General features: G+C 47.3%; 20 protein-coding genes and 1 riboswitch. Of the genes, 13 read left to right on the top strand and 7 right to left on the bottom strand.

The features are described from left to right. Positions 1-127: 127 nt before the first annotated feature. The 3 genes from ACN083_RS06285 (at position 128) to ACN083_RS06295 (ending at position 3,214) form a co-directional block, all read left to right on the top strand. A complete protein-coding gene (locus ACN083_RS06285) occupies positions 128-1,081 on the top strand; it encodes a DnaJ C-terminal domain-containing protein (protein WP_419101982.1) in 954 nt (317 codons plus the stop codon). Between the two features lie 2 nt (positions 1,082-1,083). Continuing rightward, positions 1,084-1,509: a heat shock protein transcriptional repressor HspR gene (locus ACN083_RS06290; protein WP_419101983.1), complete on the top strand. Its 426-nt coding sequence runs from the start codon at positions 1,084-1,086 to the stop codon at positions 1,507-1,509. A 256-nt stretch (positions 1,510-1,765) separates the two neighbouring features. After that, a complete protein-coding gene (locus ACN083_RS06295; protein WP_419101984.1) occupies positions 1,766-3,214 on the top strand; it encodes an alanine/glycine:cation symporter family protein in 1,449 nt (482 codons plus the stop codon). Positions 3,215-3,390: 176 nt separating this feature from the next. Here ACN083_RS06295 and trmB read toward each other — a convergent pair whose 3' ends face one another. Then, positions 3,391-4,191: a tRNA (guanosine(46)-N7)-methyltransferase TrmB gene (trmB, locus tag ACN083_RS06300; protein WP_419101985.1), complete on the bottom strand. Its 801-nt coding sequence runs from the start codon at positions 4,189-4,191 to the stop codon at positions 3,391-3,393. Positions 4,192-4,542: 351 nt separating this feature from the next. On the opposite strand from trmB, the gene ACN083_RS06305 reads away from it, so the two are divergent. Both ACN083_RS06305 and ACN083_RS06310 read left to right on the top strand, forming a co-directional pair. Further along, positions 4,543-5,997, top strand: coding sequence for an amino acid permease (locus tag ACN083_RS06305; RefSeq protein ID WP_419101986.1), 1,455 nt, complete (start codon positions 4,543-4,545; stop codon positions 5,995-5,997). 113 nt (positions 5,998-6,110) lie between these two features. After that, positions 6,111-6,911 carry an HNH endonuclease family protein gene (locus tag ACN083_RS06310; protein ID WP_419101987.1) on the top strand — a complete coding sequence of 267 codons (801 nt, stop codon included), beginning with the start codon at positions 6,111-6,113 and terminating at the stop codon, positions 6,909-6,911. A gap of 24 nt (positions 6,912-6,935) precedes the next feature. Here ACN083_RS06310 and ACN083_RS06315 read toward each other — a convergent pair whose 3' ends face one another. Next, a complete protein-coding gene (locus ACN083_RS06315) occupies positions 6,936-8,309 on the bottom strand; it encodes a hypothetical protein (RefSeq protein WP_419101988.1) in 1,374 nt (457 codons plus the stop codon). Positions 8,310-8,505: 196 nt separating this feature from the next. Here ACN083_RS06315 and ACN083_RS06320 point away from each other — a divergent pair, with 196 nt between their 5' ends. Continuing rightward, positions 8,506-10,848: a Tex family protein gene (locus tag ACN083_RS06320; RefSeq protein WP_419101989.1), complete on the top strand. Its 2,343-nt coding sequence runs from the start codon at positions 8,506-8,508 to the stop codon at positions 10,846-10,848. A gap of 22 nt (positions 10,849-10,870) precedes the next feature. Here ACN083_RS06320 and ACN083_RS06325 read toward each other — a convergent pair whose 3' ends face one another. Both ACN083_RS06325 and ACN083_RS06330 read right to left on the bottom strand, forming a co-directional pair. Continuing rightward, on the bottom strand, positions 10,871-11,428 hold the full coding sequence (locus ACN083_RS06325; protein WP_419101990.1) for a GtrA family protein: 558 nt from the start codon (positions 11,426-11,428) through the stop codon (positions 10,871-10,873). A 192-nt stretch (positions 11,429-11,620) separates the two neighbouring features. Beyond that, positions 11,621-12,454, bottom strand: a complete 834-nt coding sequence (locus tag ACN083_RS06330) for an aldo/keto reductase (RefSeq protein ID WP_419101991.1) — start codon at positions 12,452-12,454, stop codon at positions 11,621-11,623. 221 nt (positions 12,455-12,675) lie between these two features. Here ACN083_RS06330 and ACN083_RS06335 point away from each other — a divergent pair, with 221 nt between their 5' ends. Together ACN083_RS06335 and ACN083_RS06340 are read left to right on the top strand one after the other, a co-directional pair. Continuing rightward, entirely contained in the window at positions 12,676-13,971 is a 1,296-nt protein-coding gene (locus ACN083_RS06335; protein ID WP_419101992.1) for an MFS transporter, read from the top strand. A 69-nt stretch (positions 13,972-14,040) separates the two neighbouring features. Beyond that, complete coding sequence (locus tag ACN083_RS06340) at positions 14,041-14,988, top strand: DUF808 domain-containing protein (protein ID WP_419101993.1); 948 nt, start codon at positions 14,041-14,043, stop codon at positions 14,986-14,988. On the opposite strand, the gene ACN083_RS06345 is transcribed toward ACN083_RS06340, so the two are convergent. Beyond that, positions 14,971-18,486: an SNF2-related protein gene (locus tag ACN083_RS06345; protein WP_419101994.1), complete on the bottom strand. Its 3,516-nt coding sequence runs from the start codon at positions 18,484-18,486 to the stop codon at positions 14,971-14,973. The two genes, ACN083_RS06340 and ACN083_RS06345, sit on opposite strands and share 18 nt — an antisense overlap. A gap of 145 nt (positions 18,487-18,631) precedes the next feature. After that, positions 18,632-18,760, top strand: a riboswitch (SAM riboswitch). 31 nt (positions 18,761-18,791) lie between these two features. On the opposite strand from ACN083_RS06345, the gene ACN083_RS06350 reads away from it, so the two are divergent. From ACN083_RS06350 to ACN083_RS06360, 3 genes are all read left to right on the top strand, one after another. Continuing rightward, positions 18,792-18,986: a nuclease PIN gene (locus ACN083_RS06350; RefSeq protein WP_419101995.1), complete on the top strand. Its 195-nt coding sequence runs from the start codon at positions 18,792-18,794 to the stop codon at positions 18,984-18,986. After that, the gene (locus tag ACN083_RS06355) at positions 18,983-19,432 is read left to right on the top strand and encodes a plasmid stabilization protein (RefSeq protein WP_419101996.1); all 450 of its coding nucleotides are present in this window, start codon (positions 18,983-18,985) and stop codon (positions 19,430-19,432) included. Before ACN083_RS06350 ends, ACN083_RS06355 begins: the two co-directional genes overlap by 4 nt. A 184-nt stretch (positions 19,433-19,616) precedes the next feature. Beyond that, the gene (locus tag ACN083_RS06360; protein WP_419101997.1) at positions 19,617-21,407 is read left to right on the top strand and encodes a DUF6350 family protein; all 1,791 of its coding nucleotides are present in this window, start codon (positions 19,617-19,619) and stop codon (positions 21,405-21,407) included. A 241-nt stretch (positions 21,408-21,648) separates the two neighbouring features. On the opposite strand, the gene ACN083_RS06365 is transcribed toward ACN083_RS06360, so the two are convergent. Continuing rightward, positions 21,649-22,068 carry a hypothetical protein gene (locus ACN083_RS06365; protein WP_419101998.1) on the bottom strand — a complete coding sequence of 140 codons (420 nt, stop codon included), beginning with the start codon at positions 22,066-22,068 and terminating at the stop codon, positions 21,649-21,651. Positions 22,069-22,198: 130 nt separating this feature from the next. Between ACN083_RS06365 and purN the strand changes: the two genes are divergently transcribed. Continuing rightward, positions 22,199-22,822, top strand: coding sequence for a phosphoribosylglycinamide formyltransferase (purN, locus tag ACN083_RS06370; RefSeq protein ID WP_419101999.1), 624 nt, complete (start codon positions 22,199-22,201; stop codon positions 22,820-22,822). Between the two features lie 111 nt (positions 22,823-22,933). Further along, entirely contained in the window at positions 22,934-24,541 is a 1,608-nt protein-coding gene (purH, locus tag ACN083_RS06375) for a bifunctional phosphoribosylaminoimidazolecarboxamide formyltransferase/IMP cyclohydrolase (RefSeq protein ID WP_419102000.1), read from the top strand. 116 nt (positions 24,542-24,657) lie between these two features. Here purH and ACN083_RS06380 read toward each other — a convergent pair whose 3' ends face one another. Beyond that, a complete protein-coding gene (locus tag ACN083_RS06380) occupies positions 24,658-26,415 on the bottom strand; it encodes a VWA domain-containing protein (protein WP_419102001.1) in 1,758 nt (585 codons plus the stop codon). Between the last annotated feature and the right edge of the window lie 475 nt (positions 26,416-26,890).

Raw genomic sequence — 26,890 nt, forward strand, 5'->3', positions numbered from 1 at the left:
GATTTACTCCTCTGTACCGTACCTGATATGGCAGGAACGTGCCTCTGACAGAGAGGGATTAACTGCCTCTTGTTATATAGATTTTTAAGAGAACTTAAGGAACGCTTTTGAAAGGAGGCGTCAAAACATGGCTAGCGAAAATTGGCTTCATCAAGACTTCTACAAGGTGCTGGGCGTCTCTGAGAAGGCGAGCGATGCTGACATTAAAAAGGCATATCGAAAATTAGCACGTAAATATCATCCAGATCAGAACCCTGGAGATACTGTAGCTGAGAAAAAATTTAAAGAAGTATCTGAAGCGTATGATGTTCTTTCTGATAAGAAACAGCGTGAAGAATATGACCAGATTCGCACATACGGTGCCGCTGGTTTTGGTGGGGGAGGATTCCCCGGAGGTTCTGGATTCCCCGGAGGTTTCAGTAGCACTTCGACCTCCAGTAACGTTAATCTCGAAGATCTATTGGGTGGTCTTTTCGGAGGTGGAGGTTTTGGGGGTGCTTCTGCCGGCGGTTTCGGTGGTTTTTCTCAGCCTGCGCCTAAAGGTCAAGACGCTCAAACAAGTGTCACCATTTCTTTTGCTGATGCTTATCGAGGAACGACTGCTTCTGTTATTCGTCCAGATGGCTCTGAAGCTAAAGCTCGTATTCCTGCTGGCATTAAAGATGGACAAAAAATTAAGTTGCGCGGTAAGGGGCACCCCGGTCCTGGCGGAGCTGGCGATTTGACGGTTGTCGTTAAGGTTCGTAAACATCCCGTCTTTACGCGTGAAGGCAATGATGTGATTGTCCATATTCCTATCAGCATTAAAGAAGCTGTTCAAGGAACTATTCTTAGCGTCCCCACCCCTTCTGGTAAGACTGTTAAACTCCGTTTGGCTGCTGGTTCTTCTTCCGGTGTAAAACTTCGTGCTAAAGGCTATGGATTCCCCTCTAAAACCGGGGCAGGTCATCTGATGGTTACTCCAGAAATTCATCTTCCTCAGAATCTTTCTGAACAGGCGCAAGAAGCTTTTGATACGTTCCTTGCTGCTGCAGATGACGATACTGTACGAGACGAATTTCTACGGAAAGCAGCTGAGTAAGTATGGGTTTATCAGCAGATCAACCGGTTTTTGTTATTTCAGTGGCAGCTGAGCTTGCAGGGATGCACCCTCAAACCTTGCGTCAATATGACCGTCTGGGTTTAGTTCAGCCTCAGCGTGCGCCGGGACGTGCTCGTCGATACTCAGCACGAGATGTGGCGAAGCTGCAAGAGATTCAGCAGCTATCTCAAGACGGTGTTTCTCTTGAAGGCATTCGCCGTATTATGGGGCTTGAATCTGAAGTAGAGACCTTGCGTTACGAGATAGAGTCTCTACGTCAAGAGCTTGCAACAGCGAAGACTCGATTAGGGGAGTCCTCTCGCGTCTTTGCTGCTGGCGTTTCTGGCGACATCGTGAGAGTTCCTCGTGGTAAACGCCCGTCTGCCCACGCTCGTTCTCGAGCTATGGTGCTCTATCAGCCTCGATAACTACATATTTTATAGATGAAGGTTCTGCCGTATCTATTCTTAACAGGTTTGTTCTGTTGAATGGGTACGGCAGATTTTTCTATGCTCTGCTTGTCGTCTTACTTGGTGGACATAGTTGCGTATAGTGTCGCCCGTCACGTAAGCTGTGCTTTCAAGCAGTAGCTGTGGTTTCTTTCAACAAGGAACAACGCTATCTGCAACACCACACATCTGCTAGGAAACCGCTCGCAACGGGCGAAAACAACAAGGAACGCATATGAACATCGACGACGTCCTCGGGGCGATTTCCTCTTTTATTTGGGGACCCTTCGTCCTCATCCCTTTACTTCTAGGTACAGGTATTTATCTGAGTATTCGCCTCGGATTCATCCAACTGACCAAACTCATTGTGGCGAACCGTCTAGCGTTTGTTGATCGTAAAGATGCTGACGCACAAGGTGGAGACATCTCTCAATTTCAGGCACTAACTACTGCTCTTGCTGCAACAGTTGGTACCGGTAACATCGTAGGCGTAGCAACAGCTATTTCTATTGGCGGTCCAGGTGCTCTCTTTTGGATGTGGGTCACCGCTATTTTCGGTATGGCCTCTAAATACTCTGAGGCGTTTCTTGGTGTACGTTTCCGCACCCACGACTCAAAAGGTGAAGTCAACGGTGGACCACAATACTACCTTGAACGTGGTATTGGTGGAGCGCTCGGCAAATCTCTTGCAATATTCTTTGCAATCGCTGCGGTAATTGCCTCTTTCGGCATCGGTAATATGACCCAAGGTAATTCAATCGCCGGTAACCTATACACCACTTTTAACGTTCCTGTTGGCTTTACCGGCACAATCTTGGCGCTCTTGACGCTTTTCGTACTCCTCGGAGGCATCAAATCCATTGGTAAAGTTACCTCCGCTTTCGTTCCCGTCATGATTATCTTCTACGTCGGTGGCGCTCTATACATTTTAGGAACACACCTAGGGCAGATTCCTGAAGCATTCGCTACAGTCTTTTCGGAGGCATTTACCGGCACTTCTGCTGTAGGCGGTTTTGCAGGTTCAGCACTCATCTACGCAATTCAGTACGGTGTAGCTCGTGGCATTTTCTCGAACGAATCTGGCATGGGTTCTGCTGCTATTGCTGCTTCCGCTGCGCAGACAACTCACCCTGTACGTCAAGGCATGGTCTCCATGACACAGACCTTTATCGACACGATTATTGTGGTGACATGTACCGGCCTCGTTTTGATTATTACCGGTGCTTGGCATCAGAGCGAGAACGGCGAACTAATTTCTGCTTCTACGATGACGAACTGGGCATTTAGCCAAGAAATTGGTCCGATTGGTGGTTGGATCGTCACCATCGGTTTGGTACTTTTTGCGTACTCTACAATTCTTGGGTGGGCATACTACGGGGAACGTTGTATCGAACGTATCTTAGGCCGTTCTGGTGTGCTACCTTATCGTGTATTTTTCTCTGCCATAGTTTTCATCGGATGCACTGTTGAACTAACGACTGTATGGACATTCTCAGATATTGCTAATGGTCTAATGGCTATTCCAAACTTGATTGGTTTGCTCCTCCTCTCAGGTCTGATTGTTCGTGAGACTCGCTGGTATTTGAAGAATGACCCTCACCTGACAGCAACGAAAGAAGAAATCGACCAGTTCATGGAAGGCCATGACGGTGCGATTGATTCTTACGAGAAGACCGGACGCTAACCGTCTAACAAGCATTGTGTAGGTGCTTTCTTTGACGAACACCTATCACATGGGGCGGGGCGGAATACAGTTTTGTATTCCGCCCCGCCCCATAAACGTAGCTGTGTTCACTGCCGCTTACTCAGAGACATAACACCTGCTACAAACGTAGTTTAAACCTACCAACATTTTTTCATCTATCGACGAATATAGGTCAAATCATGTGCTCCACGGCCAGCTTCGCGAGCCTTACGTTCAAAACTCGTTAGCACTCGACCCTCCCAACGCGGCGCCCAACCGCCTTGCGGGTCTTCCTCCGTTGCACCCTCGCCACGATGCGCATTAACAAAATCGGGATGAGCGTCGAGCACGTCACGCATTACAATAGCGTATTCTTCCCAGTCAGTTGCTAAACGCCAAGTTGCACCAGGTTTCAACACACGTGCAACCTTATGGGCAAATTCTGTGCTAATAAGACGGCGCTTATGATGACGAGTCTTATGCCAAGGATCGGGGAAAAACACCCACAGCTCATCGACAGAAGCTGGCTTTAACATGTTCTCTAAAAGCTCTGGAGCATTAGCCTGCGCTACACGGATATTCTCCGCACCAGCACTTGCCATCTTGCGTAGTAAATCAGCAATACCGGGGGTATACACCTCAACAGCGAGGAAGTTATGCTCAGGAACCTCCTGCGCACGATGAACAATCGCCTCACCAAGACCAGAACCAATTTCTACCACAAGAGGAGCGACCCTGCCATAGACTTCTTCAGCATTAAACTGTGCCTCTGGCGCTACTGACGTATCAGTGAGTAGACGAGGTATCTGCAAAACATGGGTAGGAGCATACTGCTCCCACGCGGTGAGTCGGCGACCTGTGAGCCTATCGCCACGACGAACGAACGAAAGTGGCTGTCGGTGAAACTTCTCAGGAACAGCAGAATCTTCTGCTAGATGTTCGGTGTTTTCGTTATTAGTATGCGTTGTCGTTTCCACGAGTCTCCTCAATCTAGTACGGGCGCGTACGGAAACAAAAGCACCGCCCGAATCTGCTCGAATATGAGCAACCTAATCATCCTAGAGGATAGAGAATGAAGCATGCCAGCAACCCTTAAAACTCAACAAATAAAAAAATGTGATATACAATTCATTATTTTCTCGCAATAATAGGGACTAATAGCCTATAAGAACTGAAAGGCCTCCTAGCCTGTCTAAACGGAGAACACCTCAAAACCAGACTAGGATTAACACAAATATCAAAGACCACAAAGGCATGCAGGTCGGCGATACCCTCTCACCATAGAGAACTATTCAAGACACGTATGCCCATCAAACAATGGAGGCGAGATGCCAGACCAACATCATGGTTCGCATCCTCAAACGGAAAACGAACTACAACGTGGACTCAGCAATAGACATATCCAGCTCATCGCCATCGGCGGAGCTATCGGAACAGGACTCTTCATGGGGTCAGGAAAGACCATCTCCCTGACAGGTCCGTCCATTCTCTTTGTCTACATGATTATTGGTACAGCAATCTTCTTCGTCCTTCGAGCGATGGGAGAACTACTCCTCTCAAACCTCAAATACAAATCATTCTCTGACTTTGCCTCCGACATCCTTGGACCAGGCGCAGGATTCTTCGTCGGATGGTCCTACTGGTTCACATGGGTCGTTACAGCCGTCGCTGACGTTATTGCCATCACCGGCTACTCACAATATTGGTGGCCACACCTACAACAATGGATACCCGCTATTATCGTCATCGGGTTACTTCTGGCACTGAACCTTCCCAGCGTCAAAAACTTTGGCGAAATAGAATTCTGGTTTGCCCTCATCAAAATAGTCGCTATCTTTGCGCTCATCGTTGTTGGTATTTTCATGATTGCTATCAGCTTCCAGCTACCTAACGGTGGTACAGCAAGTGTCACAAATCTTTGGTCAGATGGAGGTTTCTTCCCTCACGGTATTGTCGGGTTCCTCGGGGCATTCCAAATCGCACTATTTGCTTTCCTCGGTGCTGAACTTGTTGGAACTGCAGCAGCAGAAACACGCGACCCACATAAAACACTACCTAAAGCAATCAACGCTGTCCCCGTCCGTATCATCCTCTTCTACGTACTGACTTTGGCAGTAATCCTGATGGTAACCCCTTGGCAAGATATTAACCCCGCCAAGAGTCCTTTTGTGACAATGTTTAGCCTTGCCGGCTTCGGTTTTGCTGCATCATTAGTGAACTTCGTAGTGCTCACTTCTGCAACATCTTCGGCAAACTCGGGTATTTTCTCTACCTCACGTATGATTTATGGACTTGCAGAAGAAGGTTCTGCACCACGTATCTTCCGTATTCTCAGCCCCGGAGGCGTCCCACGTAACGCACTCTTCCTCACCAGCGTGCTCTTACTCTCCTCCCTCGTACTGCTATACTCCGGAGAATCAGTGATTAGCGCTTTTACCCTTGTCACCACTGTGGCAGCGGTACTTGCCATCTTCAACTGGACGATGATCCTTGTCTCCTACCTCGTCTACCGCAAAAAATACCCAGAACGTCACGAAGCATCCACCTACAAAATGCCAGGAGGTATTCTTGCCTGCTGGATTGTGCTCGCATTCTTCGTCGCAATGGTCATCATCCTGGCATTCTACGATGACACCCGCCAAGCACTCTTTGCAATGCCACTATGGTTCGTCCTTCTAGGCATCGGGTGGATGTTCGTCCGTAAGAACCCCACCCACCTCGAACTGCAGAAAAAAGCCCAACAAGCACGCACCAAAGACACCTCTTACGAGGATTCTCTCTAAATCCACAGAGCGCTCGAAGAACCCTTATCTCAACAGGGCGGGGTATAGCATTAATACGCTATATCCCGCCCTGTACTTTTAAAGCAACAGCACCCTAAAACAACCTAAACCTTATGAAAAAATACCCCAAAAATCCTGTACCTCGACGCGGTAGACAACACCATCATCGAATACGTAGACGACGTTCTTTTCTCTTTCGACTCAGCACACTCTTTTGGGTTGTCCTCCTTTGCGGAGGTTTTTATATATGGGTAAATCACGAGAAAATTGAAGAACTACTCGGCGCCCCAAATGTTCCTGTAGAAACTGGTTTTGCACGGAGCTCTGCACACCCTTATGGCACTGCTGAACAGGTATTAGAGACGCTCCCCGTGAAAAAACCTGCAGGTGCACGCGGCTACTCTCGTTCGCAATTTGGTGCCCCTTGGGAAGATCTTGATAAGAACGGGTGTGATCAACGTAATGATGTACTTGCCAGAGACCTATCGAATGTTCAATACACTCGACGGTGTAAAGTTGCTTCAGGTACTTTTATCGATCCTTACACCGCTGAGCATCTTGATTTTATTCGAGGGGAAAAAACAAGCCCAAGCGTTCCTATTGACCACGTTGTAGCTCTTTCTAACGCCTGGCAAACTGGCGCCGCAGAACTTCCTTTAGCGCAACGTCAACGCCTAGCAAATGACCCGCTTAATTTACAAGCAACCGGATACGATGCCAATACCGAAAAATCTAATAAAGATGCCTCACAATGGTTACCTCAACGAGGCTATCGTTGTGAATACGTAGCACGACAAATCTCTGTTAAAGCAATCTACCATTTGTGGGTTACTCCAGCAGAAAAACAAGCCATGCACGCTGTTCTTCAGGAGTGTCCACAACAACCGGCATACCGTTCTGATTTAAAGCGCTAAAACAACCTAATTTCAGAGAAATTTTTATGAGCTTGAGACTTCTCCCGATGGTTCTTGGTCTTCAAAATAGAAGAGTTCAGGTTTTGTGTAGTTCAGAATCCAACGTAGTGCATACACAATTTCTTGTGTAGCAGATTCAGCATCTTGAAATGTCTGAGCCCAACAATAATAATCTGCAGTGGCTGGTGCCCAACCATGTTCTTCAAGAGTTTTAGAATCGTGACTAGAATCAGTATTTTCGGTGATGAGATCGCAACGGTATCCCGAAGGAGAACGTAAAACATAGAGCCGTGGAGTAGTATTTTTTTGCTTGTGAAGAACCTGCGAAAGATAGTGAAGGTTGACGCTTTGCCCCCATGGAAGCTCTCGAAGAGCCTCGTAAAGTGAAAGTCCCATAACTTCCCACGGGTTCTTACCAGAGGTATCGGAATGCTGGTCTGTGGGAGAATGCACGACACCAATACCATTCGCATAAAGTGCTTTAACATCAACGCCGTTAGAGGAAGCTGTCGATGTTTTTATCTTAGATGAGGAATTGACGGGGAGGTTTGATAATGAACTCATTTTGAGAGCATCGTTAATAAGTCTACGCCCGTTTTTAAGACCTCGATACCATGAACCATATTTACTACGTACTGCGCCAAGAAGTGGAACTCGCCCTAACGGGTTACGGCTCACTGACCAACTTCCATACAGAAGAACCGTTGGTTTACGATCATAGCGGATACAATAACTTAAAAATTCTCCTAATGCGTTGCGAAAATTAAGGTCAGTTAAACTTGAGGGAGAGACACTAATCCCAAAATCTTCTAAATCGGGTGGACATACGCCAACACGCATTAAAGCGACACTCCAACTGCCATCGCCTAGTCGGTCTTCAATAATTTGTCGGTGCGGAGGCCAGCTGCTTACCTCGTCAACAATATCACGTGCTTCTTCAGGAACATCTTCGAAGAAATCATCATATGAGACTTCGTCAAGACGAATATAAGGGTTCTCACTAAGCGCTTTGAGCGCTGCACCACATTTTCCAAGAATGACGGATATTGCTTCGGGGCTGACTTTCGCTTGTGCGAAGATTCGCGGAATATCCTGCAATATGACAGGGTCAAGGTAAGCTGCCGCATAGTGAGGGTCTGGCTCCATGTCATGAGTGACAGCTACGGCATACCAAACGGCTGCCGACATCATAACGTTATTGAGAATATTCTCGGTGCGAGTGTTAAAAGTCCATCGCCGTGAAAAGACTGCACGATGAATCATACGAGGAGATTCTTCGGGGAAGAGTGTTGCCAGCCGGTGGCAGGCTTCTTCTTTTGACCAGCCAGAATCGGCTAGTTCTTCAATGAGAGGCGAGTAGTAGGAGAGAAAACGACTATAGTCCTCGTTACTTGCCATAATAGGGTCAATCCTTAAACTCAGGTATGTGCCTGTGTCGGTATAAATGGATACATAGTTTCGTTATCAAAATCTAAACACTCAAGAACAAAACTACCAATATATATACTCGTATTACTCCAATAAACCAAGATTTTCCATGCTTTATTCCAGCGAAAAACAAGAAAAAGACTGAACTAATGAGAAACTAGAAGCTATGAATTCACCTCGAACGGATAGATACAAACTAGAAAAAACGCTCGCTGGTGAACTAGGTGTACCTATTTCTGGTGTGAGAGCTAGCATTCGGCTGCTTGATGAAGGGGCAACGGTTCCCTTTATCGCTAGGTATCGTAAAGAACACACTGGGGGGATGAGCGATACTCAGCTTCGTGAACTTAACGAACGACTCGAATACCTCAGGGACCTAGAACAACGTCGCCATAAAATCCTTGAATTACTCGCTCAACGTGGTGTACTTGAAGAATCTTTACAAGCCTCAGTGCTTGCCGCAAACACGAAAAATGAGCTGGAATCACTCTACGCCCCCTATAAAATTGCTCGACGAACCCGCGCGCAATGCGCACTTGAAGCGGGGTTAGAACCACTTGTTGACGACCTCCTCGAAGTCCCACTAGCAGAAGCAGAACAAATCGCTCAAGCGTATGTTCGCCCATCTTGTGCAGAAGAACCAGAAGATACTGCTGTACTAGATGCAAAAACTGCACTTGAGGGGGCTCGCGCCATCCTTGAAGAATACGCGCTATATGACCACGAACTAATGGAACAACTCCGTGAACGCTTATGGTCTCATGGCGTCATTAGCTCACGTGTACTTCCGGCACATAGAGAGCATGACAGCAAATTTAGCGACTACTTTCATTTTTCCGAACCACTCAGAAAAATACCTAGCCACCGTGTTCTTGCTTTGATGAGAGCCGAAAAAGAAGGTGTTGTTGAGCTTCGTATAGAAATAGCTCAAACCCCAGAATTTTTAAAACAATCAGGTGAAAGCGACCTCGCAAAACTTCGTGCAAGCAGTGAACGTAACGAACAAGAACGTTATACCTATGAGTCTACTATCGCCTTTGCGTTAGGTATTCCGGTGCAGGTGCTCAACACCGTCAGCGATGAAGACCGTGTTCTTGGATGGTTGGCATCAACAGTACGTTCTACTTGGAAAAATCGTATTCTCCCTCGCCTTACAACGCAGATAAGAGCTCGTTTGCGAGAACACGCCGAAAAATCTGCTATTGATGTGTTCTCATCAAATCTACGAGACCTACTTTTGGCAGCACCAGCTGGTGAACGTGCTGTACTCGCCTTAGACCCCGGTCTACGCACTGGCGTAAAAGTCGCAGCGTTATCTGCACTTGGGGAGGTACTCGATACTACTGTTATCTACCCTCATGCCCCTAAAAAACAATGGGCTGAATCGCTGAATACCTTAGCTGAACTCGTTAAAGAACATCATCTTGAACTGGTTTCTATTGGTAACGGAACAGCCTCTCGCGATACCGATAAACTTGCCAGCGAACTACTGAGCACCCTTAAAAATGAGGGAATCTCTGTACAGAAAGTTACTGTTTCAGAAGCAGGAGCTTCCGTCTATTCTGCATCTGCTCTAGCAAGCGAAGAACTGCCAGATCTCGATGTGTCTCTGCGCGGGGCAGTCTCTATCGGACGTCGTCTACAAGACCCTCTTGCCGAGCTTGTTAAAGTGGACCCGCAATCTATTGGCGTAGGTCAATATCAGCATGATATTTCAGCTCATGCGCTACGACGCTCCTTAGACGCAACAGTTGAAGACTGCGTCAACAGTGTAGGTGTATGGGTTAATAGCGCATCCGTTGAATTACTTTCTCATGTTGCAGGTCTGAACCGTGCGTTAGCTCAAAATATTGTGAACTATCGGCAAGAACATGGTGCTTTCAAAAACCGTCAGGAACTTCTAAACGTCTCTGGAGTAGGCGCTAAAACCTTTGAACAAGCTGCCGGCTTTATTCGTATTAGGGGAGGAGACGAACCTCTTGACGCCTCTGCCGTTCACCCTGAGTCTTATGAGTTAGCTCGTCGTCTCCTTCAGGATGCTGGGGTACTTACAGGTGCAGTGATACCGTCGAGTGCTCGAAAAAAGATGGAATTACAAAAATATTTAGATGAGGGTTTCGGCACTCAAACGCTCAACGATATTCTGGATGAACTCGAAACACCCGGCCGTGACCCGCGCCCAACGTTTCGTACTGTCCACTTCACTGAAGGTGTCGAAACCATCCATGACGTCAAAGTCGGCATGATCCTTGAAGGGACAGTATCAAACGTCGCTGGCTTTGGAGCTTTTGTGGATATTGGTGTTCACCAAGACGGGCTCATTCACGTCTCACAGATGAGCACAAACTATGTCCAAGACCCTCACCATATTGTACGTTCTGGCGACATCGTACAAGTTCGTGTCACCCATGTTGATACAAACCGTGGACGTATAGCGTTGTCGTTACTACTTGAAGAAGAAGTTTCTACTACTAAGAAAAATGCTCGACGTCGGCAACGTCGAGCATAAAAACCCAAATAACCTCTAAATTCTATGAGGTCTTTTGCACCGGCGGAACAGAATCTTCATCCATCGGTACAGAAGGTGATTTCTGTTCACTGTCGAAAGGTACCACTTCGTGTAGTTCTGCTTTTTTACGAGCCTCGTAACCTTTGAAAACAAAGCGGTCAAGCGCCCAAAATCTAAAGACCATCGCTAGAGCTGTACCGAGAATAGGGCCAGCAATAAAGTCTGCAATTTCTTGTGCTAGAAACGAGATATTGGGGTACGACAAATACAATATATAACGTGATACCCACTGCGGAAGAGCGTTCAACCCAATACCGATTACCGTCACAATGGCGAATCCTAGTAGCTGTATGAAAGTTGGTTTTCCGGAGGAACCTTGCCACGTCCAACGTGAAGAAAGAATATACGAGACAATACTTGCTATTCCGGTTGCAATAATAAGAGCTGTTGTCGGTTTTGCGGTAAGAACCGTGTATTTGAGGGCATAATTGATGACCATGGTGAGCACAAAGCAACCACCACCAACAATGAGAAAACGGACTTTCTCATTCTGAAGAAGCTTAAAAAAACTTTCTTTCATGCCCTCAGCTCTTTTCTTCCATCATGGGCTTTGTTCCATAAAGTCTTAGAACACATCACCTCAAAATAGCATTATTATCTCTCTAAAAGAGGAGTATAGCGCTAAAAAATAGCGTGGTATTAGTTGCAGTTTAACCTCAAGGAGGCAGACGCCCTATGACGCCTGCCTCACCTGAGAAGGTAAAAGCTGCTCTTAGAACTCGATATGTGACGGGTCAGGGCCAATACGACCATCTGCACGAGTCAATGAGTTAATAGACTCAATATCTACATCGTCGAGGCGTACCTGTAGTGACTCAAAGTTGGACACAATTCTTTCTGGCGTGACCGATTTAGGAATAACAACGTTGTCTAAGGCTAAATGCCATGCGATAACAACTTGTGCCGGTGTAATCTGATGTTTTTGAGCAATCTCAGTGATGACAGGGTCGCTGAGTAGTTGCCCGCCTTGACCTAACGGAGACCATGCTTCGGTTAATATTCCAAGCTCTTGATGAACGGCACGTAACTTCTCTTGAGAGAAATATGGGTGCAACTCAATTTGATGGATAGCAGGGGTTACCCCTGTTACCTCAATAATTTCGCGTAACTGTTGTTCGGGAAAATTTGAGACACCGATGGAACGTACTAGTCCACGACGACGTAACTCAATGAAAGCTTCCCATGTCTGAACATATTTTTCACGATGGATAGAAGCCCAATGAATGAGGAGAAGATCAACACTTTTGAGCCCGAGGCGTTCTAAGGATTCTTCACAGGCTCGAAGTGTTTGGTCGTACCCTTGGTCGTCATTCCAAATTTTGGTGGTGACAAAGATGTCTTCACGAGCTACTTGGCTAGATGCTAATGCTTTGCCCACACCACTTTCGTTGCCGTAGATTTTTGCGGTATCGATATGTCGGTATCCGGCATCAAGCGCTAGTTGTGTAACTTCTTCTGCGCGGTCGTTTTCGACCTGCCAGAGCCCATAACCTAGCTGAGGGATGGTGTGTCCATCATTAAATGTTTTGAGAGGTTGCTGTGCCATCTGATAATCCTTTCGAAGGTGTACTCAACGGCATCGATCAGAAAACTTTATGCGTAAAATTTTCTGTCTGTTCTTTCATCATAGATTTAGTGCCGCCAAAAATGGTGGTGTTACTTTTCTTTGCGTCATCATATGCTCTTCATCAACGCACCGATAACCCCTGAAAAGATGGGTAAATGGACGGCATAAGGCACGGTTATCCATAGTGTAGTATTTCCCTCATGGCGAAAATTTTTATGGATTTAACGCCGGTCAGAGAACTCCCCGAGTACCGCCGGCTGTGGATTGGTTCTCTCTTTTCTAGTTTGGGTTTCCAAATTACATCAACAGCCGTCACCCTAGAAATTTTTTCGTTCACGCACTCCACCTTCGCCGTAGGGCTTCTCGGCTTTATTGTGGTGTTACCCCTTATCATAGGAGGTCTTTACGGAGGAGTCATCGCCGATAACTATGACCGTCGTAAAGTTTCTTTAACCGCCAGCTGGGGTATGTGGCTCATGACCCTTTTCATTGCTTTGCAATCATGGATTAACCTCCAGAACCAATGGATTTTGTATACTCTCGTCGCTTTAGAATCATTACTTTTCCCCATTAATCAGGCTGCTCGTGGCGCTATTATTCCTCGAATAGTTCCTCCAAAACTTCTTGCATCTGCCAACGCACTTAATATGAGCGTTGGCTCCTTGGGCATGGCTCTTGGGCCTTTGCTCAGTGGCTTATTCATTGCTTCTATCGGGTATAACTACACATACCTTGTTAACGTTTTTGCGCTACTGGTCAGTATCTGGGCGCTATATAAACTTCCTACAGTTCTTCCTGAACACGATGAAAAAACACCAAAAGTTCGTGGTCTTCGCTCCGTAGTAGAAGGTTTTTATTTTGTACGGCGCACCCCCGTCATTGCGATGACGTTCATCATTGATTTGATTGCGATGATATGCATCCAAGCCCGTCCTCTCATTCCTGCTCTAGTGCTCCTCTCCTTTGGTGGTGGAGACCTTGGCGCCGGTGTACTCTTTTCAGCTGGCGCACTAGGGGCTTTTATCGGGGTCACTTTTTCGGGGTGGCTATCAGCTATACAACGTCGTGGAGCTTTCCTCACAATGAGCTATATGTTGTGGGGGATAGGATTCGTTTTCTTCGGTGCAATTGCACTCTTCTTAGAAGGACGTTCTCCGAGCGAGTCCTTACACGAAAACCTATTACCTCTTGTCTGTGCTTCTTGCGCGTTAGCGGTAGCAGGCTGGGCAGATGGTGTAGGCGGTATATTCCGTTCTACTATCATTCAACAAGAAACCCCCGATAGGCTTCGCGGACGCCTTCAGGGTATCTTCATCATGACCCTTGCTGGTGGGCCTAACATCGGTATTGGTGTGATGGGTCTGGGAGCTGCACTATTTGGTACCTCAATGACAGCCATCATTGGTGGTGTGATATGCGTTGGTGCTATCGTGCTAGCGACATACTGGAAACCAGCTTTGTGGAGATATCCAACCGAAAATACTCTTGAACAGTAATGAACGATAACTTCCCTTGTATTCTTGGGGTAGTAGCTTATTGGACGGATATAAAGAAAAGAGATCCTCATGGCTGGCGGGCTAGTTGCGCTTCTAGACGACATCGCAGCATTAGTAAAACTTACAGCGGCAAGTACCGACGACGTTGCTGCTGCCGCCTCTAAAGCAAGTGCGCGCGCTATTGGTGTTGTTGTTGATGATACTGCGGTTGTTCCCCAATATTTAAACGGGGTAGAACCTCGTCGTGAGCTACCTATTATTCGTAAAATTGCGGTTGGTTCTCTCCGTAATAAGCTACTTTTTATTCTTCCACTGATTATCTTTTTGAGTTGGTTATGGCCAGCGTCATTAACTCCGTTGTTAATGTTTGGTGGTCTGTACCTCTGCTTTGAAGGTGCTGAGAAGATACTAGAGCTATTTCATCCGCACTCAGCAGAAGAGACAGAAACTCCTGCGCTCATTGCCGGGGAAGAAGCCGAGAAAAACGTTATTTCTGGGGCGATTAGAACAGACTTCATTCTCTCTGCCGAGATTATGGTTATCGCCATGAACACTATTGCTCATGAGGGAACGTGGGCTATTCGTATTATCTCCCTCATCGTGGTGGCGGTGCTGATTACTTTACTTGTTTATGGTGTTGTTGCCGTACTCGTGAAGATGGATGATGTCGGCTTAGCGCTCATGCGCGGTGAATCTTCTATGACACAGAAAATAGGCGCTGCGCTCGTGTCAGGAATGCCTCTTGTGATGAAAGGCATTTCATTACTTGGTACTTTTGCGATGCTTTGGGTGGGCGGGCATATCGTCTTGAGTGGCTTAGCAGATGTCGGTTTTCACGCCCCAGAACACGCGGTTGAATACCTTGTTCGTGCTCTCACATCGTGGAGTGCCGGTACTCTTCTGAGCGTGCTTGCATGGTGCGCTGAAACATTTTTCGCCATGATTTTTGGTCTGTTATGTGGCGGTATCGTGGTTGTTGCAACGCACTTCTTTTCATCGCTACGAGGTACTCAATAGTTCTCGGATATGTTCTGCTGTCATCTTTTCGCTAAAGAAATCTCCATCATCAACAACAGCGTCGAAGAGTGCAGACTTATTTTTTTGTAATTCCATAACTTTTTCTTCAATGGTTCCCGCAGCAATAAGCCTGTAAACCATCACATGTCTGGTCTGCCCAATACGGTGGATTCTGTCGATGGCTTGTTGCTCTGCTGCAGGGTTCCACCACGGATCCATTAAGAAACAATAATCTGCTGAGGTGAGGTTAAGCCCGAACCCTCCCGCCTTGAGCGAGATGAGAAAGACGGAGCTTTCTCCTTTCTCAAATTGTTCGATAACTTTTGCACGGTCTTTTGTCGAACCGTCAAGATAGCAGAACTCAATATTCTGTTCTTCTAAATCTTGTGCGATGGTTTTAAGGTAGCTGGTGAACTGGGAGAAAATCAGTACACGGTGTCCCTGAGAGAGAACTTCTGGCAGATGCGCCTGAAGGTACTCTAGTTTTGATGAGGTAATGTGCGAGTACTCTTCGTCGACTAGATGAGGTGCTAGCGCCATCATGCGCAGTTTTGTTAACGAACGGAAGACCGTAAAACGGTTTTTGTCCATATCTTTGAGCAGTCCCAGAACTTTTTTGCGTTCTTGTTGTAGGAGCATATCGTATGCTTTACGATGCTCTGGGTTAAGAGCAATGGGCATTCTTTGGTCTGTTTTATCTGGTAGCTCTGTGGCAACAAGTTCTTTCGTTCGCCGGAGGATTAGTGGGCGTATCCGTTGCCGTAACTGTTCGAGTTTTTCGTGGTCTTTGCTTTCAGTGATGGGTTGTACGTAATAGTCTTTGAATTTTCGTGCACTGGGGAATAGACCTGGTGCTACGAGAGAGAAAATGGACCATAACTCCATGAGGTTGTTTTCCATGGGTGTTCCGGTGACGGCAAGTTTGAAACGTGCAGGTATTTTTCGTGCTATTTGGTGTGCTTGAGTTCTCGCATTCTTGATGAATTGCGCTTCATCAAGGATGACCCCGTTCCACGGTGTTTCTTGTGCGTAACTGTTAAAAGCGTTGGAATCTAGTCGTAGCAGAGTGTATGACGTGATAACGACTTGTGCCTGACCGATACGTTCTGTGAGTGTTTGTTGCGATTTTGCAGTGGACGTGGTGATGGCGGCGACTTCAAGTTCTGGTGCGAAGCGTTCTAATTCTTGTACCCAGTTGGGAACAACAGAGGTGGGGGCAATGATGAGGAAGGGAGCAAATGATGGGGTGCTGTTATTGAGCTCTTCGACCCACTGTTCATAGGCTTTGAGCATCATGGAAATAGTTTGTAGTGTTTTACCAAGCCCCATGTCATCACCGAGGACGGCTCCAAGGCGGTGTTTCCACAGGAAGTAGAGCCATTGGTAGCCTTCTTCTTGGTAGGGGCGTAGCTGTGCTTGGAGTGTTGCTGGAGTTGGTACGTTATCGCTACTGTCTTTGTCGCTGAGGAGGCTGTGAATACTTTCTTGCCATCCTTGGCATGATTGTGTGGTGGTGGCAAGCTCTTCGAGTTCTTCCCACATCCCTAATTGGTGTTTGTTGAGGCTAAGTGGTTGGTCTGGTTCTGAGAAGTCTTCTATTTCGGCTAGTAGTTGACGTAGTTTGATAAATTCTGGTCGGTTGAGGGGATAGTAGTTGCCATCACCGAGAAGGATGTGTTTTTTCCCCGCGTTGAGTGCCTCAAAGATCGTAGAGAATGATACGGTCCATTGACCAATGGTGACGATAATTCCAAGGTCAAACCAGTCTTGAGTATCGCTTGGTTCAACTCTCATCTGGATTTCGGGGGTAACGTCCAGTTCTGTGAATTGAGGTTCTTGTCCGTGGGTTTGGATGCGGAGCCCGTGAACATTACAGTATTGGGGCAGTATAGATTCGGTGAGTTGTTGAACATCCCAGTCGTAGAAGTGTTGTTCTGTGAGCTGTAATGCGGGGTAGATATTTTTGAGTTGCGCGAGGATTGTATTTTCGTAGTTTTTATCGCGCTGTTCATAGATGTCTAATAAGGTGCTCTGTACTGGGAAGTATTCGAGGTTGCTTTCATCCCGTGTGTTCTTGAGCGGGTCTTTAGGGTATTCCCATTCCCAGCGGGTGTGGGCGTGGGGTGTTTGTTCGCTGTCGAAGTAGACGTGAAGAATCAGCTCCGGTTGTTGTACTTGGGGTGGTTGTATTGTTGCGTCGTTGGTGTAGAAGCTGATATTGCGTGTGAGATATGGGTAGAACTCTTGATAGAAACTATTGATATCTTGTGAGGGGATTTCGATATGTTCTTCTCGGATAAGGGTTTCTGCTGCGCCGTTGAGTGTTTCTTTCAGGGGAATGAAAATGAGGTCGGCTGCGGCGTATTGGTCGTTGAGACGTGTTGGATTGATGGCGCTAGGTAGGGTTGTTTCCCAATGTTCAGCTTGTGCTGTGGCTTTGTAGTGTTCTTGTGCTTTGTGTCCGAGGGCAATGAATCCGTTGCGGGGCTGGCCTATTGGGTGGCAGTAGTATGCGGGGAAGGCGTTTTCTCCTGCGGTGAGTGTAGGTGTGATGCGTAGACCGTCTTTGTAGCTGTGAAGTTCTGCTTTTAGCGTGGCTTCTTCGGTGTGCGCCGTAGTGATGGGTGTTCCCTCTAGCAGGATGGGCAGTGCTATTTTTTCTGCTTTTTTGAGTACTTTCCATAGTAGGGAAGAGTTAACCGTAGAAAGTGTTACCCAATCGCGGTGGGAAGTGTACGCTGATTGCCAAGGTCTGATGATGGAGTAGAACTCTCGCAACCATCGTTCGTGTTGGGGTCGGAGGGCGTGGCTACTTGTCTTTCCGGTGTGATCTTTTTGGAAGTGTTCCCAGTTGATGCCGTCTTTAATCCATCGGTTGTTTTTACCTTGGACGAGTGGGCGTGCTTGTAGGGTGATACGTGGTGTTTTGTGTTGACCGCTACCGAGTGCGAAGCGGGAGTTGACGTGCATTTTGAGGTCGAGAGCGGCGATGGTATTGCTGTTATTTTCGTAGGGTATCCGGTGATGCTGCGCCAGTGTTTGTGACAGCGTTCTGCGCCATGTCGACATTTTTTGTTGTTCTGCTAGCTCTTGTGCAGTGGTGATTCCGTGTTGTTTGAGCTGTTCTTTGCTGAGTCCGTCTGTGACGCGTTGAGTGGAGCTTTGGGCTTTGCTAACTTTTTCGGCTCTTTCGATGGCGGTGAGCATGATGGCTACGGAGTGTTTGCAGTCGGTGCGTACGGGGCAGGTGCATCGTGCGGAGAAGGCGAGGGATCCTTCAACCTGTTTTGCGGGGAAGACAATTTTGCTGAGGTATGGGTCTGTTGCGTCGCCGTAGGTTGTTCCTGTCAGGATGTGTGCTTGTGCGTCGTAGGAGTATCGGGCGACTTTGCCTTCTTGCATGTATTGTTTTCCGCGGAGGTAGGTGCGGTGTCCTACTTGCTGGATAATTTTTGCTGCGCTGACGGGGATTCTGGGGAAAGCTGATGGTGCATTCACGGTGGTTGTATCCTCTGCTGGCAGGGTGCATATATGTTCTAGGTTACCGGATGAGCTTTCACTAAAGCTGGTGTAGCCTAAATCTCTCAAATATTTTGGGTTGTGCTCTTTGTTTTTTGTGGTGGTTGCGTTATTCTGGATTCAGCTTCAAGAGTTTCAACTGATAAGCTCCGACTTTAGTTGAACGCCAACCCCATGTTCACGGGTGGCTCGGATGACGAAGCGGTTCGTATTCGCGTCATAGTACGCAGGCTGGTACGGACAAGAGCACTTCGAAAGGAAAGCGCATTCAGCGCAGTTGTATCATGCACAACACCGCTCGCCCTCAGCACAATATTCAACCTGTTTCTTCTGCTCAAACTCGTGGCGGTTACGCTGCCGTAAGCATTCAAGATTACACTCGTATTTCCCATGAGCGTTCTGAGTTTCTTAACTTTTTGCTTTCTCCTAATCCGCACGGTATCCCTAACCAGGAATACGGTATCTTACAAGCAGCATGAGTATAAGAGGACTACTTCTAGACTCTGATGTACTAGCAGAGATTCGCAAAGCCACACCACATCCGCAGGTCGTTGCGTTTCTTCGCCGTCGCTCATATATGGTGATGTACATATCAGCACTTAGCCTAGGCGAACTTAAAGGGCTTTACCCCTACCCTGAAACAGAGCGGTGGGTTAACGAACTTCTCGAACGTTTTAGCGGGCAGGTTCTCGACGTTGATACGAACGTATCTTTGGCATGGGCCGGTCGCCAAATTCGTGCTGAAGAACGCCCCTCACCAGAAGGCCCTTATACGCCATTGCCTACCGCCGCACTTGAAGGGCTCATGGCTGCTACCGCTGAAGTGCATCAGCTAGAAATAGTTTCTTCTAAAGCAGATATTTATCGTCGCTGGGGAGTCCCTGCCGTTAATCCGCTGCACGAAAACGCCGCGCGAGGACTATAAACCCTGTGTCTTTTACGTGACCTTAAGACGTAGGCTGTGATGAGCTTAGCGTCTTGACCGGCATACATGGTATGGTTCAGTGGGGTGCACGCGGTGAAGAAAATCCTTGGTTTATGTCTCATTTGGATTAGAAAAGCTGTGTGAACTTCAGAGTTCAATAGAGTTCATGACAAGATAAAAGACGATGAAAACCAGCGTGATGAAACCTCAACAACGTTCGATACCGATGCCCCTCTGGCTACAGGGTGTTGTCGAACTCTTTCGTACTGCCTTCTACTCTTGCTTTGCTGTAGTGCTACTACTGGGTGCCGTATGGTTTACCGGCGGTTTTGAACAGCGTGACCTCTACGCTATGGCAGTTTTAGTTAGCCAAATGTGGCTTCTAATCCACGGGGTTCCTCTTCATCTGAACATCTCTGCCCCGTATGGAGACACCCCCGATATTCAAGGGATGATGAGCTTTATCCCGTTGGGCTTAACGCTGATACCCTTATGGTTATGTTTCCGTTCAGGACGAGTCTTAGCTCAAGCATCTCGTGAGGGACAATTCTGGATACCAACATTAACCGGAGCTATCACTTATAGTGCCTGTGCTGGGGGTTTGAGCCTTTTGACAACAGATACTGCTGCGGTAGCGTATCCTGTAGCTTCTGCACTTGTACCGTGTTGGGTCGTTTTATCAGGGCTTATTCTTGGTGGCTGGTACGAGTCTCGTTCTTTGGCGAGAATGATCGGTGTTAACGCTGCCGAATGGGTTGCTCAGTTTAGCCAGTACTCACGTTGGGCGGGTTCTTATGTTTGGACAGTTCTTCGCGCATCAATCGTGGCAGTTCTTGCGTTTATTGGCTGTGGAGGGCTATTACTGAGCTTGTCTTTGCTCTGGCATTGGAGCGATGTCGTAACAATTTATCAATTGCTTGATGCTGGTGCCATCGGCGATACTGCTTTGACCTTTTTACAGCTTGGTGTTATCCCTAACGTAGTTTTTTGGGCGATGTCTTGGAGTGTCGGAGCTGGTTTCTCATTGGGAGAACATACCTCCGTAAACTTCTTTGAACACTCTACTGGTGTGCTCCCCGCTTTCCCTCTTCTGGGTGCCTTACCAACGGTCAATGAACCGTGGAACTATATTGCTATTGCGGTTCCTGTGCTGTGCGGTATTGTTGCTGGCTGGTGGTTCTTCCGTGCCGGTGAAGACCACCTTGATGAGTGGCTTTCTCTGAAAATTCCTTTCCGCTGGATTTCTTTGCCACTATCAACTTTTGCCTTAGCTATCTTTGTTTCTGTTCCTGCCGGCATCATTTTGGCGTTATGCGGTTGGGCATCGCGCGGTTCTCTTGGTATGGGACGTTTTACTGATTTAGGGCCAGATGCTTTATTATTTGGTGCTTTATCTGCCGGTTGGATTGCTTGTGGCGTGATGATGGGATCGGTGATGGCCCCTATCTTCCATCGTGGCGCTATTACTGAGCTTGAGCGTTTCTCTGAGCTAAAGAACGACCGTGAAGAGCGCCGTCGTCGTAAACGCCTTGCCCGCGAGCAGAAAAAAGCGCAACGTCGGAACTCTCGTCAGAATTCTGCTATCGCAGAAGTTGAAGAACAGCATGATGAAACCGATAAGCCTTCTTCAGAGGCTGTGCGTCGTCTCTTAGAAGACCCTGATGAACCGTTATCGGATACGACGCTATCTGAGGTGGCTCAAAAAGAGGAGCAAAAAACTGCTGATTTTGAATCTGTCGTAGCCCAAAACTTACGATTGTTTTCTGATCTCGAAGAGGAACACCTCGAGGCTCAGGCAGAAGCTTCGTCAACTGAAGATGACGTATCGAAACAAAAAAATGATACTGCAACCGATAAGGTAACTGGAGATAAGGATTCTTCTGAAGGGAAAACCCTCACTCACTTTAAACATGGGCGAGTTATACGCCGTCCAAAATCTCGACGTCGTTCTTCGTCGAAGTCTGATGACTCTTAACGCTTTTCGGGGCACAGAGCTTTTGGCGTTCTGAGGGTGTGACAAAACCTCACTTAAATAATTGAGCTTATGGGATGTATCTAGAGCATCATCAAATGTGCTTGAAGACAATACCTTGAGGTTTTATCTTGAAGTTTATTGTGGGGGTTGTTTGTCCCAGTCTAATCGCTCTACAACCACCACCATGAGTACTGTTACCAGTACCCCTATGACTCCCGGTACGACTGCCCCTATCGGGTCGTTATTTGAGTAAGGACCCTAAAAGATTATCTTCTAAATCAGCTTTACACTGCTCCTGCCGGACAATAGTCAGAGCATGACGGGTACAATCTGCAAACTGGTTTGTTTGGTCCATAAAAATTATTTGTATTGCGGTGCTAAACATGAGTACTAGCGCAATCACCATAAAGAATGTGAACGTCACATACATGCCTGAGGACGCACGTGCCCGAGCAATATACGTCATGCCCCAAACAGCGCTGATAATCATCCCTAACTGAAAGGACAATGCTGCAATAAGCCACCACCCGCTATACGCGGAGAACACAAACCCTAAAAGGCCGAAAGCAACGCTCAAACGATGACAGACATCAAGACGTTGCTTTGCGTCTTGAACCATGGGGGAGGACTCATTCTCAGGAAGCATAGGCTGTACAGACATACTCTCTAGGATACCTGCTCTGAGAGATTTGAGGGATTCCTCGCACCTGCTCTCTCCTGTGCAAAATACTTTAAGTCATATAAATAATTGAACTATTAGCTTCGCCACAAGGTGGGGTACACTGTGAATCATGCGTATTGTGGTGATGGTCTCTGGGTCAGGGACAAACTTACAGTCCATCATAGATGCTGTTTCGGCAGGCACCCTCACGGTGGATATTCTTGCTGTCGGTGCAGATAAACCGTGCCGTGGTATCGCACGAGCCCAAGAGAACGGTATTGAAACGTTCCTGTGCGAACCACATCATTATTCTTCTCGCGAGCAATGGAACCGCGCCCTTGAAGAACACCTCACCCGATATAACCCTGATCGTATCGTCTTCGCTGGCTTCATGCGCATCGTGGACAAACAACTTGTTGAACGATTCGCCGGACGTATCATCAATACCCACCCTGCTCTCTTACCCTCTTTCCCCGGAGCACACGGGGTACGCGACGCCCTCGCCTATGGGGTTAAAGTCACTGGAATGACGGTTCATTTAGTTGATGCAGGGGTGGATACCGGAACTATCCTTGCTCAAGCTCCTGTCCTTGTGGAAGATACAGACACCGAAGAAACCCTTCACGAACGTATCAAAGTCAAAGAGCGGGAGTTACTTGTGAACACTCTTGAACAGATAAGCCACACTCTACGTTCTTCGCAGAATGCCACGGAGAAAACCACTCCTGAAGAACATACACCACCGCTTTTATAAGCGCCGGTGCCACAGATGTAGATACCTCATCACTGGTATCTAGCCCGTGGGCCGGGGCTGAAAACGGCTCAAAAAATAACACCTTTTACCCAGACAAAAATTGGAGTATTTGTGAGCCTTACTCAGCTAGATCGTGTCCCCATCAAACGTGCGCTCATCTCTGTCTACGACAAAACTGGATTAGAAGACCTTGCACGCGGACTACACCAAGCCGGTGTATCACTCATTTCAACAGGTTCTACCGCAGCGACGATTGCTTCTGCAGGCGTACCAGTAACAGAAGTATCTGATATCACCGAGTTTCCCGAATGTCTTGAAGGTCGCGTCAAAACTCTTCACCCGAGGATTCACGCAGGTATTCTAGCTGACCGTCGGAAAGAACAACACCGACAAACTCTAGAAGACCTAAGCATCGAACCTTTTGATGTTGTTATCGTTAACCTTTACCCTTTTGCGCAAACTGTTGCTTCTGGTGCTGACCACGATGCTATTATCGAAAAAATCGATATTGGTGGTCCTTCCATGGTGCGTGCAGCCGCAAAAAACCATCATTCAGTAGCTGTTGTCGTCGACCCCCAACGCTATGATGACGTCATTAACGCAGCACAAAACGGTGGATTTACTTTAGCTGAACGTCGCCGTCTTGCCTCAGCTGCTTTTGCACATACCGCCACTTACGATACCGCTGTAGCAACATGGACAGCCGCCCAGCTAGAAGGATCTGAGAACGCCCAATACTGGCCACCTTTTGCGGGACTATCCTTTGAACGTTCAGAATCTTTACGCTATGGAGAGAACCCTCACCAGCAAGGAGCTCTTTACATAGACTCCGCTAGCGCACCCGGCATTGCTCAAGCTGAACAACTCGGCGGTAAAGCAATGAGCTATAACAACTACGTTGATGCTGACGCCGCTCTACGCACCGCCTATGATTTCGATGAACCCGCAGTAGCTATTATTAAGCACAATAATCCTTGTGGCGTGGCAATTGCACCACCACAAGCTGAAGACCCTATTGCACAAGCTCATATGAATGCTCACGCCTGTGACCCACTGTCTGCCTACGGTGGTGTTATCGCAGCAAACCGCGAAGTAACCGCACAGATGGCGCAGAACATCAAAAACATTTTTACCGAAGTAATTGTTGCACCGTCTTATAGTGCAGATGCTCTAGAGATTTTACGGTCTAAGAAGAACCTACGTATTCTCGAACTGCCTCAGAACTACACGCGAAGCACCATCGAATACCGTCAAATTTCTGGTGGCGCATTATTCCAAGATGCAGACCAGCTACAAGCTGAGGGTGATGCGCCTACCGCGTGGACTCTCGTTGCCGGTCAACCTGCCGATGAACAAACCCTCAAAGATTTGAGCTTTGCTTGGCGTGCCCTACGTTCTGCAAAATCAAATGCTATCCTTCTAGCTGATCAAGGTGCTGCTGTCGGTATTGGCATGGGGCAGGTAAACCGTGTAGATTCTTGTAAACTTTCGGTTGAACGCGCTAACACTCTTGCCGATAATGCTGAACGCGCTCGCGGTTCAGTTGCTGCCTCTGACGCCTTTTTCCCCTTCGCTGATGGGCTACAGGTACTCATCGATGCTGGTGTTCGTGCGGTTGTTCAGCCTGGTGGCTCTATTCGTGATGAAGAAGTCATTGCTGCCGCTGAATCTGCTGGTGTGACAATGTACTTTACTGGAAGCCGTCATTTCTTCCATTAAGAAGAATAGTTTCAGAGAATCTGTTCTCTGACAGGGGAGAGATGCTAAGAGGGGTGTGGTTCAGAAAATATTTTCTGAACCACACCCCTCTTAGCTGAGTTTGGAAAACCTAGTTTTTACTGGTTTTCGGTTGCTGTCTCTTGGTGGTGTGCTTGCGCTTCTTCGGCTCCAGCCTGTGCTAGTGCCTGTTTCTCTTGGCTAGAGAAGGAGAAAGCTTCTGCAAAGATCCGTTGGATGTCTTCTGCAGAGTTTGCAGGGAATGCCTGCCCACCGGTTTGAGACGCAATTTCTTGAAGTGCTTGCATATCTGCGTCAGGTGAAATACCGATAAGGATGATATAGACCGGAGCTTCTGGATCTTGTTGAGACTGGATGGTCTTAATAAGATCTTCGGTACTGATGGAATTATCATCGTGGTTTTCACCGTCAGTCATAACGATGACGGTATTTGCTGCGCCTGCCTTGTATTCTTTTTTGACATTTTGGAATGCCGCAAGAATAGTGTCGTTGAGTCCAGTGTAGTTATCTGGAATAGGTTTGAGGGAAGAACCAGCTTCAAGGAGGATGTTACGCTGTGAGCGCCCATCGACTTCATCGCTCATATGGCGAATAGGTGCAAGACTCTTATAATCAACGGTTTTTCCGCTGTCATCCTTGCTCATATTGCTAGAGAAACTCCACAATCCCATAGAATCTCGTGCGGGGAAGAGTTTATATCCGGCAAGGATGGAATTGACGGCAATATCCATACGGGTTTGGTCGGTACCATCAATTTTGTAACCCATGGAGCCTGAGACGTCTACCGCAACGAGGGCGTTCAATGGTGCCGCTTGAAGGGAATAGGTAGACCACGCTTCTGCTACAACGTCTGGGTTTGCACCGGTAAGGTTGGTGAACTTTCCGATGGAATCTTTTTCGAGCGGATCACCTTGTGCGTTGCGTAGACCTGCTTCTGCGAGAGCCTTTTTGCCGTCTTCAGAGGAGATGAACTTGGTGATTTTATCAGCTGCTTGTGAAACGGTTTTATTGGTTTCTGTTCCACTAGATGCCGGCTGGTAGAGCGGGTAATCTAATTCGCCACTGCCGGTAGCCGGAACATACGCGGTAAGTTTGGAATCGGAGTGTTCGTTGAGGTATGAGGCATAGTCGTTTTCTCCAACGATAGCCGAACGGTAGGTGTCATTTACTACACCTGAGAGGAGCTCTTGAGCGTTTTCTGCGGCTGTTTCAACTCCGATAGTTTGCGCTCGTGAACCGAGGTTGTTTGCTAGCGCTTGTTTGCTTGCTTTGCCGTTGGCGGTTTCTTCGGTAGCGTTGACGATGGACATGAATGAGCTAGGTTCTACGCTAGGGTCTCCCATGTGTACTGCGGTTACATCGCTGAGAGCTTCGTTCCATGATGGGTATTTGTCTGAAGACTTGGTGACAATGACGCTAGGCGTTTTTGCGAGGGATTCGGCTTTAGTCACTAGCTCGGTTTTTCCTGCGAGGGCAAGCTGAGCTTGTGTCGATGATGCAGGCAACCAGAGGTTTGGTGCAGACTTTCCTGCAATAATTTGGCTTGCAACGTCAGCAACGGAGGTGTCGTGGCTAACGGCCAAGACGATGCAGTCTTCTGGATTGACTGGGATTTTGTGGAGTACCTGCGCCATATCTGGTGTGGTTTCAACGGTGACGCGTTGAGTGGTTGCGCAGGAGGTAGGTACGGATTGTGCGTTAACTACTTTGTCTTCTGTGTTGTTACCTTTGAGGTAGTATGCGAGCATTCCACCGCTTAGTAGGATGGCTGTTGCGCCTCCGACTGCGGCCCATTTGCGCATGTTTTTTCTGCGTTGTGCTTCTCGCGCTTCGCGTCGAGATTGAGCGTTCCCCATTTGTACCCTTCCGCCCTGTCTCCGTAGGTGAGTTTATTTACTGGTGTGAAGATGCGTGAGCGCATAAATAAAGTATGTATCCTTACAAGCCTAATACTTTAGCATATAAAATGCGTTTAGTTTTTATACTATGAAATTGTTTAAAAATGGACATAAGTAGTGCAATTTTTGATATAATTATTTCTTGTTTAAATATCTTTTTGTGAATAAAAGTTTTTGTAGAAACTAATCGTGTTCTAGTGACTAGGCGAAACAATGTCGTCAGGTGGGTTTTGCTAAAATTAAAAGGTTCAAATGCCTATCTTTTGGCATGTAGCAACTTCTTACATTGTGGACAACGTTCGGGGGTGAGTTAAAAAAGAAAAACTCAAAACTTGAGTGATTATTAAAATAAACTTGGTAAAACTACAGAAACTGTCGAAAAATATACGCACCAGTTACGGTGAAGACACCTCAAAGTTCAAGCTGAGCGACT

It is taken from the genome of Rothia sp. CCM 9418 (genome assembly GCF_048512825.1).
Taxonomy (GTDB): Bacteria; Actinomycetota; Actinomycetes; order Actinomycetales; family Micrococcaceae; genus Rothia.